The sequence below is a fragment of the Streptomyces sp. NPDC111744 genome, assembly GCF_055634995.1.
The window spans coordinates 594,051-606,282 of record NZ_JBVKCG010000001.1 but is presented as its reverse complement, the minus strand read 5'-3'; the positions used below and the strand labels follow the sequence as shown (position 1 = coordinate 606,282).

The 12,232-nt window shown below is 71.6% G+C and carries 8 protein-coding genes and 1 riboswitch; of the genes, 3 read left to right on the top strand and 5 right to left on the bottom strand.

Annotation, left to right across the window (positions count from 1 at the left end; translation table 11 throughout):
• Positions 1-179: 179 nt before the first annotated feature.
• Positions 180-1,331 (bottom strand): C40 family peptidase, encoded by a 1,152-nt coding sequence (locus tag ACZ7OO_RS02860; RefSeq protein ID WP_471500823.1) that lies wholly within the window; start codon positions 1,329-1,331, stop codon positions 180-182.
• A gap of 8 nt (positions 1,332-1,339) precedes the next feature.
• A riboswitch (cyclic di-AMP (ydaO/yuaA leader) is annotated at positions 1,340-1,511 on the bottom strand.
• A 323-nt stretch (positions 1,512-1,834) separates the two neighbouring features.
• Between ACZ7OO_RS02860 and pcrA the strand changes: the two genes are divergently transcribed.
• Positions 1,835-4,321 carry a DNA helicase PcrA gene (pcrA, locus tag ACZ7OO_RS02855; protein WP_471500821.1) on the top strand — a complete coding sequence of 829 codons (2,487 nt, stop codon included), beginning with the start codon at positions 1,835-1,837 and terminating at the stop codon, positions 4,319-4,321.
• Between the two features lie 52 nt (positions 4,322-4,373).
• Here pcrA and ACZ7OO_RS02850 read toward each other — a convergent pair whose 3' ends face one another.
• Complete coding sequence (locus ACZ7OO_RS02850; protein ID WP_471500819.1) at positions 4,374-5,846, bottom strand: M23 family metallopeptidase; 1,473 nt, start codon at positions 5,844-5,846, stop codon at positions 4,374-4,376.
• 267 nt (positions 5,847-6,113) lie between these two features.
• Positions 6,114-6,968: an esterase/lipase family protein gene (locus tag ACZ7OO_RS02845; protein WP_471500818.1), complete on the bottom strand. Its 855-nt coding sequence runs from the start codon at positions 6,966-6,968 to the stop codon at positions 6,114-6,116.
• A gap of 316 nt (positions 6,969-7,284) precedes the next feature.
• Between ACZ7OO_RS02845 and ACZ7OO_RS02840 the strand changes: the two genes are divergently transcribed.
• A complete protein-coding gene (locus ACZ7OO_RS02840; RefSeq protein WP_471500816.1) occupies positions 7,285-7,701 on the top strand; it encodes a cobalamin B12-binding domain-containing protein in 417 nt (138 codons plus the stop codon).
• A gap of 165 nt (positions 7,702-7,866) precedes the next feature.
• On the opposite strand, the gene ACZ7OO_RS02835 is transcribed toward ACZ7OO_RS02840, so the two are convergent.
• Positions 7,867-9,459, bottom strand: coding sequence for a DUF5691 domain-containing protein (locus ACZ7OO_RS02835; RefSeq protein ID WP_471500814.1), 1,593 nt, complete (start codon positions 9,457-9,459; stop codon positions 7,867-7,869).
• 100 nt (positions 9,460-9,559) lie between these two features.
• The gene (locus ACZ7OO_RS02830) at positions 9,560-10,915 is read right to left on the bottom strand and encodes an SWIM zinc finger family protein (RefSeq protein ID WP_471500812.1); all 1,356 of its coding nucleotides are present in this window, start codon (positions 10,913-10,915) and stop codon (positions 9,560-9,562) included.
• Positions 10,916-11,047: 132 nt separating this feature from the next.
• On the opposite strand from ACZ7OO_RS02830, the gene ACZ7OO_RS02825 reads away from it, so the two are divergent.
• Positions 11,048-12,229 (top strand): ATP-binding protein, encoded by a 1,182-nt coding sequence (locus tag ACZ7OO_RS02825; RefSeq protein ID WP_471500810.1) that lies wholly within the window; start codon positions 11,048-11,050, stop codon positions 12,227-12,229.
• Positions 12,230-12,232: the final 3 nt, after the last annotated feature.

The window sequence follows — 12,232 nt, the reverse complement described above, 5'->3', positions numbered from 1 at the left end:
ACGGCCGGCCACCGCCGTCGCCGCCACGGCGTGAGTGAGCCCGGCGTCGCCGCCTTCGCCACCCACCGCGAACGGTCCTCCAGCAGCCGTACGACGCACTCCGCGGCCAGCCCCGCTCGGGCCACGCAGGCCAGAGCCAGTGCGGCCCAGGCACGCCCTTCTAGCGCGCCCACGCCCCCTCAGGCCGGTCGCACCACGCTATGGATGATCGACTCGCCCCCGTAGTAGATCGACTCCTCCCGGACGTACGCGCCGGGCTTCGGGGCGTGGATCATCATGCCGTTGCCGATGTAGATGCCGACGTGGGTGACGTCGTCGTAGAAGACCAGGTCACCGGGCTGGGCGTCGGCGAGGGAGACCGTCGTGCCGGCGTTCACCTGGTCGTACGTGGTGCGCGGCAGGGAGACGCCGGCGGCCTTCCAGGCGGCCTGGGAGAGGCCGGAGCAGTCGTAGGAGCCGGGGCCGGTGGCGCCCCAGACGTACGGCTTGCCGATCTGCGCGCGGGCGAAGGCGATCGCCTTGGTGGCCTTTGTCGCATAGGAGGCGTCGGAGGAGGAAGAGGCGGAGGAAGAGGCGGAGCCGCCGGAGGACGGCGTCGATGACGACGAACCTTCCTGCTTCGCGGCCGCCGCCTGCTGCTTCGCGAGCTCCGCCGCCTTGAGCGCCGCCTCCGCCTGCTGCCTCTTCGCGATCTCCGCCAGCCGGGCCTTCTCCTGGGCCGTCAGCTGCGACAGCAGCTCCCGCGCGGAGGCCAGCTTCGTCTGGACGGTGGTCTTGGCGGTCTTGAGGTCGTTCTGGGTCTCGGTGAGCGTCTCCAGGCTCCTGGCGGCCTCCTGCCGCTTCTTCATGGTCGCGGACTGCTGTGTGGCGTAGTCGTCGACCGCGTCCTTCTGGCGCGAGGTCAGCCGGCTCATCAGCTGCGTCTGGTCGAAGTAGTCCTGCGGGCTGTCCGCGAGCAGGAAGGTCGCCGTGTCGGGCGCACTGGCCCCGGTCCGGTACTGGGCCGCGGCGAACGAACCCAGTTCCTCACGCGCCTTGTTGAGCCGGTCCGTCCGCTCGGCGACGTCGTCGAGCAGGGTGTCGACCTGCTTGCGCTGCCTGCCGGTCTTCTCCTTGGCCGCGTTGTACTTCTCGGTCGCCGACTCCGCCTGCCGGTAGAGGGCGTCGACCTTCTTCTCGACCTCCTCCAGGCTGGGCTTGCCGTCCTCGGAGGGCGCGGCGTTGGCCGTCTGGGAGAGCAGGGCCACGGAGGTGAGAGCGGCGGTGGCCAGAGCGGGGGTGCGTATGCCTACGCGCGTTGCGGACGGACGCGACTTGCGGTGCGACGCCAACGGGGGCGACTCCTTCCATGCTCCGCCTACCGAGTTAGCTGTCGGGTTCGGGCGGGTGGTTCGGAAGGGTTGCCCTACGGTTCGCTCCCGGTGGGAAGTCGGGACCGATTCACCCCAAGGTCGGTGTGGGTCCCCGGCTCCGGGTGCGCGGTGGCACCCTGGACTCGGCGGAGGCCGTGCGGCCCGGCGACGTTCGCCGGTGGGGGTCGTACGGCCTGGTCGGCACGCTAGCCAACTCGTGTGCTCTGTGTGAAGGTTGATGTGCGATATGCCCGATACATTTTCGTGACCTTGGTGTTGCTGCCCGGCCGGATCGGTTGATCAAGCGGGGTATGGGGTGACTTGTCCGGAGCGGTCGAGTGGCCCGCGCTCCCGGTGGGTGGGCGCGCGCATGCTCACGGCGTGTGATCGCAGACCGTGAGGGGTTGATTCTGTTGGGTGACCGGGGCGAGTTTCCGGGGTGGGGACCGGTTGTCGGTGGGGCGCCCTAGACTCGGAGAGCGATGAGCAGCCTCTTTGACGACAGCTTCCTGGCGAGCCTCCAGCCCCCGCGCGGCCACGAGGAGGAGTCCCCGCCGCCGCCCGAGGACGAGCACGTACCGGAGCCGATTCCGGACGATCTGTTCGGCGGGAAGTTCGACGCGCCTCCGGACCGTGACGCCTACTACCGCGACGGCGCCGCCCGCCCGGCCCTGGACCCGGCCGCGCTCCTGGAGGGGCTGAACGACAACCAGCGGGCGGCGGTCGTGCACGCCGGCTCCCCGCTGCTCATCGTGGCCGGTGCCGGCTCCGGCAAGACGCGCGTGCTCACGCACCGCATCGCGCATCTGCTCGGCGCGCGGAGGGTGCACCCGGGCCAGATCCTCGCGATCACCTTCACCAACAAGGCCGCGGGCGAGATGAAGGAGCGAGTCGAGCACCTCGTCGGCCCGCGCGCGAACGCGATGTGGGTGATGACCTTCCACAGCGCGTGCGTGCGGATCCTGCGCAGGGAGAGCAAGAAGCTCGGCTTCACCTCCTCCTTCTCGATCTACGACGCAGCCGACTCCAAGCGCCTGATGGCCCTGGTCTGCCGCGACCTGGACCTCGACCCCAAGCACTTCCCGCCCAAGTCCTTCAGCGCCAAGATCAGCAACCTCAAGAACGAGCTGATCGACGAGGAGGACTTCGCCGCCCAGGCGAGCGACGGATTCGAGAAGACCCTCGCCCAGGCCTACGCCCTCTACCAGTCGCGGCTGCGCGAGGCGAACGCCCTGGACTTCGACGACCTGATCATGACGACGGTCAACCTGCTGCGCGCCTTCCCGGACGTCGCCGAGCACTACCGCCGCCGCTTCCGGCATGTCCTGGTCGACGAGTACCAGGACACCAACCACGCCCAGTACGCACTCGTGCGCGAGCTCGTCGGCACCTCCGAGCACCCCGTCGACGTGCCGCCGGGCGAGCACGACCTCCAGCCCGCCGAACTGTGCGTGGTGGGCGACGCCGACCAGTCGATCTACGCCTTCCGGGGCGCGACGATCCGCAACATCCTCCAGTTCGAGGAGGACTACCCGAACGCGACGACGATCCTCCTGGAGCAGAACTACCGCTCCACGCAGACGATCCTCTCCGCCGCCAACGCGGTCATCGAGCGCAACGAGTCCCGCCGCCCGAAGAACCTGTGGACCAACGCCGGCGCGGGCGCGCAGATCACCGGCTATGTCGCCGACACCGAGCACGACGAGGCGCAGTTCGTCGCCGACGAGATAGACCGTCTGACGGACGCGGGCGAGGCGAAGGCGGGCGATGTCGCCGTCTTCTACCGCACCAACGCTCAGTCCCGTGTCTTCGAGGAGATCTTCATCCGCGTCGGCCTGCCCTACAAGGTCGTCGGCGGTGTCCGCTTCTACGAGCGCAAGGAGGTCCGGGACGTCCTGGCGTATCTGCGCGTACTGGCCAACCCGGAGGACTCCGTCCCGCTGCGCCGGATCCTCAACGTCCCCAAGCGTGGTATCGGCGACCGCGCGGAGGCGATGATCGACGCCCTCGCCCAGCGCGAGAAGATCAGCTTCCCGCAGGCGCTCAAGCGCGTCGACGAGGCGTACGGCATGGCCGCGCGGTCGACCAACGCGGTCAAGCGGTTCAACACGCTGATGGAGGACCTGCGTACGGTCGTGGAGTCCGGCGCCGGACCGGCCACCGTGCTCGAAGCGATCCTCGAACGCACCGGCTACCTCGCCGAGTTGCAGGCCTCCACCGACCCGCAGGACGAGACCCGGATCGAGAACCTCCAGGAACTCGCCTCCGTGGCACTGGAGTTCGAGCAGGAGTCCGGGGAGGGCGAGGCGTCGGGCGGGCTGTCCGACTTCCTGGAGCGGGTGGCGCTGGTCGCCGACTCCGACCAGATCCCCGACGAGGACGAGGACGGCTCCGGCGTCATCACCCTGATGACCCTGCACACCGCCAAGGGCCTCGAATTCCCGGTTGTCTTCCTGACCGGCATGGAGGACGGCGTCTTCCCGCACATGCGCGCCCTCGGCCAGATCAAGGAGCTGGAGGAGGAGCGGCGCCTGGCGTACGTCGGTATCACGCGCGCGCGGGAGCGGCTGTATCTCACCCGGTCGGCGATGCGCAGCGCCTGGGGGCAGCCGTCGTACAACCCGCCCTCGCGCTTCCTGGAGGAGATCCCGGCCGGGTACCTGGAGTGGAAGCGGACCGGGGCGATGGCACCGGTGTCCTCCGGGCCCGCGTCGGGCGTCGCGGCCTCGCTCTCCTCGACCCGCTCGCGGTCCTCGGCGTCGGGCGCGTCCGGCTTCGCCACCCGGCGGACCTCGGAGAAGCCGGTGGTCTCGCTGGCCGTCGGCGACCGGGTAACCCACGACCAGTTCGGCCTCGGCACGGTCGTCGCGGTGAAGGGCGCGGGCGGGAACGAGGAGGCGACGATCGACTTCGGCGACGCCAAGCCGAAGCGGCTGCTGCTGCGATACGCGCCGGTGGAGAAGCTGTAGCCGCACAGGGCTGAGCCCCGCTCCCACGAGCGGGGCCGGCTCACTTCACTGATCAGGTCGGGTCGAGCCCGTGGCTCCGCAGCCACGGCAGCGGGTCTATGGCGGAGCCCCCCGCAGGCCTGACCTCGAAGTGCAGATGCGGGCCGGTCGAGTTGCCGGAGTTCCCGGAGTACGCGATCGGATCCCCAGCCTTGACGGTCGTACCCGAGGCGACACGGTACGACGAGAGGTGGCAGTACCAGGTCTCCGTGCCGTCCTTCGCCGTCACGATCATCATGTTGCCGTAGGCGCTGTTCCACTTGGTGGAGACGACGCCGTCGGTCGCGGCCATCACCGTCGTGCCGTAGGAGACGGGGAAGTCGATGCCCGTGTGGACGGACATCCAGTTCACGCCGGCCTGGCCGAAATAGGCGCTGAGCCCTCGCTGCGTGACCGGGAGGACGTATTTGGGGCGCAGTCGCTCCTTGCGGGCCGCCGCCGCCGCCGCCTTCTTCTTCTCGGCCTCTTGCTGGGTCCTGAGGTCGATGCGCTCCTGGGTTCGGCTGGCCCGGTCGGCGAAGTCGTCGGCGCCCGCCGAGAGCGTCCTCAGCTGGGCGTCCAGCTTGCTGTTGGCTGCGGACGGTTTCACCGACTGCGCGTCCGAGGCGGAGGCGGTGGTGTCCTGGCCGTCGCCGCCGGTCAGGGTACCGACGGAGGCGGCCGCGATCCCGGCGACCCCCATCACACACGCCGAGGGCACGGCGACGGTGAGCAGTGCGGAGCGCTTGGGGGGCGTACGACGGCGGGAACGCGACCCCGCGCGGGCGCCGGCGCGTGTCGCGGCCGGAGCGGCCGGGGTGACCTCTTCCTGGTCCTCCAGCAGCGGCGTTACTGCAGGTAGCCCACCGGTCGCGGCCAACTCCGCCGCGTCCGCGGAGTCCTCCGTGAACTCCTCGAACCCGTCATAGGGAAGCTGCTCGAACATCTGGGTCGCCGACTGGTCGAAGGCGTCGGCGGGCTGTGGCTGTGGCTCGTGCTCGGGCTCCGCCGACTGTGCCGGGGTGCCGTCGGAGTTCCACTGCGTGGCGTCGTACGCGCCGGTGTCGAAGGCCTGGGTGCCCCACTCCCACTGCTGGGTCGCGCCGGCCATGCCCGACTGGTCGGGTTGGAGCCAGGCGTTCGCGTCCCAGTGGCCGCTGCCGTCGACGGCCGTCCCCTGTGCCGGGACGGTCCAGGCGGTGCTGTCGTAGGTGCCGGAGTCGTAGGCGGCGTGGTGCTGGGCCGCGTAGGGGTCGTAGTTCAGCGTCTGGTCGCCGACCGTCTGCCACTGCGTGGCGTCGTACGTGCCGGTGGCCTGGCCGTCGCCCGGGAGGTGGCCGAAGAGGGGGTCGCTGTGAAAGGAGGTGCCGGTAGCGGTGTGGTCGCCGTACGCGGTGAAGTCGCCGTACTGGGCTTCCTGGGTGCCGTACGGCGCGTAGTGCGCCTGGTCGGCGTCGGAAGCCGGGGCCGGGGTGGTCATGGTCCCCGACGGGTGACGGTCGTTCACCAACTTCTCTTTCGCCTCGACAACAGGGGCTGCCAGAGCAGTGCGGCGACTGTACCCGGCGGTATGCGGGCGCGACAATCTTCAGCAGGTTTCGTGGTTTCGGGAAACGGGCATTCGGCCGTGTTTCGGGGGACGACGGGCGCGGGTTTGGCCTTGTGTTCGAGGAGCGTTCGAGGTTTCAGGGGGCCAAGTCGGTGATGCCGGGAAGCCGTTGCCGGCCCGAACCGGCCTGAATACCCCGACCCGCCCGGCTCACCCGGTTCGTCCTCAGGCCACCGTCAGGCCGCCCGCGATCCGCTCCTCCGGGTGCACCTCATCGAGGGCCTGCCGTATGCCGGTCGCGACCGCCGGGTGGACGGGCAGGGCGAGGTGGCCGACGCCGGTCACCTGCACATTCGTCGCCATGAGGTCCGGGTGGTCGATACGGGCCGTCTCGACCGGCTCCATCAGCGAGTCGAGGTCGCTCCAGAAGCTGACGAACCGCGTACGGCAGCCGAGCGCGGGGCGGCCCAACTCCTCGATGACCTCCGAGCCGGGGCGCATCTGCCGCACGATCGGGTGCGCGTCGGCGAACGGCGCGACCCTGGTGCCGGAGTGCGGGGTGCCGAGTGTCACCAGGGTGCGTACGCGGTAGTCGCCGCCGAGGCGCTGGACGTAGTAGCGGGCGATCAGGCCGCCGAGGCTGTGCCCGACGATGTCGACCCGGCGGCTGCCGGTGCGCTGGCAGATCTCCTCTATGTGCCGGCCCAGCAGACCGGCGGCGGTGCGGATGTCGCAGGTCAGTGGCGAGTAGTTCAGCGACTCGACGCGCTGGCCGCCATGCTGGGCGAGGGTGCGGCGCAGCAGGACGAAGACCGAGCGGTTGTCGATGAACCCGTGCAGCAGCACGACCGGCGGGGTCGTCCGGACCGGGAGCCGGGCCGTGCCGTCACTGGGTGCGGGCGGCGCGGGGGAGCGGCGCTCCGGGGTGAGGCCGGTCGGATAGAGCAGCAGATGCCCGGCCAGGATCGCGGCTTCCAGCGCGGTCGATTTCAGCAGGGCCAGCGACAGGCCGGCGATTCTGCCGGGCACGAGGCGACGGCAGAGCGGGAGGAAGGGCTCCAGTACCCCGGTGACCTTCATCGGCCGACCTCCTGTCGGCGCTCGGGGGACGGCTCTGTCCCCCGTGTGCCCTCATGGGAGGCCGAGCGGAGGTGGCGAGGGTACGACGACGGGCCGCGTCGCATGCCCCTGTTGCCCCCGCGGACCACGCTGCGGCTCCCTGACGTGTCCCACTGTGTGTGATTTCCCCCTCGGTAACCTCCGCGAAACTGCCGGTTGCGGGATGCTGGAGATAACGTTCGTTCACTGGAGACGGGTGGCGGAACGCGCCAAATGTGCGGTACTTGTCGGTACGCACAGATGCTGGCGTGTTCTTTTCATGGTCATGGAGGCAGTGATGGGTGTGGCAGCCGGCCCGATTCGTGTGGTGGTGGCCAAACCGGGGCTCGACGGCCACGACCGCGGGGCCAAGGTCATCGCGCGTGCGCTGCGTGACGCGGGCATGGAGGTCATCTACACCGGGCTCCACCAGACACCGGAGCAAATCGTGGACACGGCCATCCAGGAGGACGCCGACGCGATCGGCCTCTCCATCCTCTCCGGCGCCCACAACACCCTGTTCGCCGCGGTCATCGACCTCCTCAAGCAGCGTGACGCCGAGGACATCCTCGTCTTCGGCGGCGGCATCATCCCCGAGGACGACATCGGCCCCCTCAAGGACAAGGGCGTCGCCGAGATCTTCACGCCGGGGGCGACGACGGCGTCGATCGTGGAGTGGGTACGGGAGAACGTCCGGCAGCCCACGGAGGCGTAGCCCGCGTTCGCGTCACCGAGGCCTGGCTTGACCCGACCCTCTCCGGCCGGCCAGACCCCGGCGGCTGGGCCGGGGCGGCCGGGATGCGCCCGAGCAGGCGGCCGTTCGCATCACCGCGAGGGTTCTTCGGGCACAGCCCCCAGGAGCCGTCTCGGCACCGGACGCTCAGGCGCCGGCCGGCCCCAGCTCCTCCATCATCACCGCCCGGAGCCTCAATGTCGTCGCCAGCCGCTGGAACGCCTCCGCCCAGTACCCGCCGGCACCCGGTGACGCGTCCTCCCCTTCGTCCGGCACCGCCAGCAACGCGTCCAGCCGGCCCGCTTCCGCGGGATCCAGACAGCGTTCGGCCAGGCCCATCACCCCGCTGAAGCTCCAGGGGTAACTCCCCGCGTCCCGCGCGATGTTGAGGGCATCCACCACGGCCCGGCCGAGCGGCGCGGACCACGGTACGGCGCAGACGCCGAGCAGCTGGAACGCCTCCGACAGGCCGTGTGCCGCGATGAACCCGGCCACCCACCCGGCCCGCTCCGCATCTTCCAGCGTGCCCAGCAGCTTTGCCCGCTCGGCCAGGGACACCGCGCCCGGACCGCCCGCCTCCGGCGCCGCCGGAACCCCGAGCAGTGCTCTCGCCCACTCGCCGTCCCCCTGTCGTACGGCGGCCCGGGACCAGGCTGCGTGCAGCTCGCCCTGCCAGCCGTCCGCGACCGGCAGCGCCACGATCTCCCCGGGCGTACGGCCACCGAGCCGCGCCGACCAGGTGCTGAGCGGGGCCGCCTCCACCAACTGCCCCAGCCACCAGGACCGTTCACCGCGTCCGGTAGGCGGTTTGGCCACCACCCCGTCCCGCTCCATGGCCGGGTCGCACTCCGGCGGCGCCTCCACCGCGATCACCGGGCCGTCCCCTGTGTGGTCGACGGCCACACACGCCCCGGCCCGCACCGCCATCCGCCCCGCCAGCGCCGAGCCCGGCAGCGCGGAGAGCAGTTCCGCCGCTGTCGTTCTCACGTTACGGCTCCGGTCCGACAACGCCTGCTCCAGGAACGGCTCGTCCCCGGCGGCCAGTCCCGTGCGCAGCGAGTCGAGGAACATCAGCCGGTCCTCCGCCCGCTCCGTCGCCCAGGTCCCGGCCAGCAACTCGCGCGCCGCCTCGGGCGTACGGGCCCGCAGCGCCGCCAGCAGCGCGACCCGTTCGGCGAACAACCCCTCCTGCCACAACCGCCGTATCGCCTCCGCGTCCTCGGGGCCGGGCAGGCTCGCGCCGCCGCCCGGGGCCGCGCGCAGGGCGAACCGCCAGTCCTGGTTGAGCCGGGCCAGCCACAGGGCGCGCGGCCCGGCGAAGGCCAGGGCGGCGGGCCGCAGGTCGGTACGGCCCCGGGCGGCGTCCAGCAGCGCGGGCAGCGTCTGCGGGGGCGCAGTGAACCCGCGCGCGTTGGCCGCCGCGAGCCACTGGGGCAGCAGCTCCATGAGGTCGGGCGAGGTGCCTCGGCGACCGCCGGTCCCGGCGCCGGGGCGGCCGGACAGCAGCACCGCCAGCCTGCGCGCAGCCGCGGCCGGCAGTGCGGGGCGCGGGTCCTCGGGAGCCCGTTCGGGGCGGTGCGCGGCCCGCGCGGGCCGCAGTCCGGCCCGTCGTCGTACGGTCGCCACGGCCGCCTCGTCCAGCAGGACCACCGGAGCCTCGCGCCCGGGCCCGCCGGTCGCGGGCGGACGCCGGTCCGTGCCCAGCAGGGCCGTCGTGACGAGGTCTTCCCAAGTGGTCACGGGGTTCCCTTTCTGCGAGTCGGCCGGGTTGTATGAGCCGGTGCTGTTGCGTGAGCTGGTGGGGTTCTGCGAGTCGGTCGGGTTCCGTGAGGTGGTTGGATCAGCACAGCGGTACCGCCTCGCCTGCTTGCTCCGGCCAGGCCGTCAGTGGTGTGAAGCCGCGGTGGCCGCACTCGCCGAAAACCGTGACCGGCGCTCCGCCGGAGAGTGCGACCAGCCGCCACAGACCGGGCCGGGAACGGGCGGAAGGGGAGATCGGAAGTGCCAATTCCTCATGTTCATCTGCCAGTTGCCAGGAGTCGCCGTCCGGGACGGGCACCACCGCGCCCAGTGTCACCGGCACCGACTCCAGCCACGGGTCCTCCCGCAGCGCCTCCCCGTACCGGGCCGCCACCTGTGCCGTCGTCATGCCGGGCGGCCGTATGGAGAGGGGCGCGGGCGCGGCGAACCGCTCGCCCAGGACCGCCCGGTGCCCGCCCGCACCGGGGTAGGCGGACAACTCCGCCTCCAGGGCGAGACCGACCGGCAGCGCCAGCTCGGGGGCGCGGCCGGCCGCGCCGTAGGAGAGGAGCAGTGCCGTACGGCCCGATTCGGCGCCGTGCAGCCAGATCCGGCGGGTCGTCAGCTTCGCGTCCGCCGTGTCGTGCTGGGCGAGGACCAGCCAGCGGTCTCGCACCGGCGGGCCGTCCGCCGAAGCGGGCAGGCCGATGCGGGAGCGGACCGTGGCGGCGAGGTCCTGCGGGAGCCGGTCACGGCGCAGCCAGCCCTGGTCGAGGAGGTGCAGCAGCGCACATTCCTCCAGCAGCCGCACCGGCCAGCCGGGCCCGGAGCCCGGTATCGCACCCAACTCCCGCACCCGGGCGGCCAGCCCGGGCGCCTGGGCGTCGACCATGCGGGCCGCCGTCTCCTCCCACAGCCCGTACCCCGTCTGCTCGGCCGCGGCCAGGCCGCCGCGCAGCAGGTCGGTCAGCCGCTGCTCCAGCTCCGTGGCACCCGCCGTGACCCGCTCGGCCCGCCGCTCCGCCCGCCGCCGGGCCGCCTCGGGATCAGCGGCGGCCGGGGAACTCCCGCCGCCCGCCGTGCGTTTGTCCTCTGCGCGCTTGCGCCGGCCCGCGATCCACTGCTCGGCCCAGTCCGGCGGCTCCGCCACCGTCGGCACCGTGTCGTCCTCGCCCGCCCACAGCAAGAGCAGCCCGAGGGCGTGCTTGCAGGGGAACTTCCGGCTGGGACAACTGCACTTGTACGCGGGCCCGGCCGGGTCCGCGATGTCCACGATCGTCTGGTACGGCTTGCTGCCGCTGCCCTTGCACAGTCCCCATACCGTCCCCTCCTCGCCACTCCCCGCCTCGGACCACGGCCCCGCCGCGCCGAGCTTGCTTCCCGCCTTGCGTGACGCGGAGTCAGGTGCCAGTGCCAGCACCTGGTCCGCACTCCAGCGCACCCCCTGCTGAGTCATGTCATCGAAGGTAGATCCCACCACTGACAATCGGCCCTGCGGGCGCGTTTATGCAGGTCAGAGCGATTGTCAGTGGCGTGGTGCACGGTGGACACCAGATCCGAACCGGCCGAGCTGGAGGGGGCCTCAGCCATGACTGTGTCCGTGGAACCGACTGATCCGACGATCGCCGTACCGAGTCAGAACGACTCCGCGAGCGGGGGCGGGGACGTGACCGGGGGCGCCACCGCGGCTCCGGAAGCCCTGCGACCGCACGCCGAGCACGCCTTCGCCGCCGAACTCGCCGCGCTGGCCGCGCAGGACGACCGGCCGCGTCCGGCCCGATGGAAGATGTCGCCCTGGGCGGTGGCCACCTATCTTCTGGGTGGCACCCTGCCGGACGGCACGGTGATCACACCGAAGTACGTCGGCCCGCGCCGTATCGTCGAGGTCGCCGTCACCACCCTCGCCACCGACCGCGCCCTGCTCCTGCTCGGCGTGCCCGGCACCGCCAAGACCTGGGTCTCCGAGCACCTGGCCGCCGCCGTCAGCGGCGACTCGACCCTGCTGGTGCAGGGCACGGCCGGCACCCCGGAGGAGGCGATCCGCTACGGCTGGAACTACGCACAGCTGCTGGCCAACGGCCCGAGCCGGGACGCTCTCGTGCCGAGCCCGGTCATGCGGGCCATGGCGGAGGGGATGACGGCGAGAGTCGAGGAGCTGACCCGGATCCCGGCCGATGTGCAGGACACGCTGATCACGATCCTGTCCGAGAAGACCCTGCCGATCCCGGAGCTGGGACAGGAGGTGCAGGCGGTCCGCGGCTTCAACCTGATCGCCACCGCCAACGACCGCGACCGGGGGGTCAACGACCTCTCCAGTGCCCTGCGCCGCCGCTTCAACACCGTGGTGCTGCCGCTGCCGGAGAGCGCCGACGCCGAGGTCGACATCGTCTCGCGCCGTGTCGACCAACTCGGCCGCTCGCTGGACCTGCCGGCCGTGCCCGAGGGAATCGAGGAGATCCGCCGGGTCGTCACCGTCTTCCGTGAGCTGCGCGACGGCATCACCACCGACGGCCGCACCAAGCTGAAGTCGCCGAGCGGGACGCTCTCCACGGCCGAGGCGATCTCCGTCGTGACGAGCGGCCTCGCCCTGGCCGCCCATTTCGGGGACGGAGTGCTGCGGGCCGGCGATGTTGCGGCCGGCATCCTCGGCGCGGTCGTTCGCGACCCGGCCGCCGACCGGGTCATCTGGCAGGAGTACCTGGAGACGGTCGTCCGCGAGCGGGACGGCTGGAAGGACTTCTACCGCGCCTGCCGGGAGGTGAGCGCGTGAGCG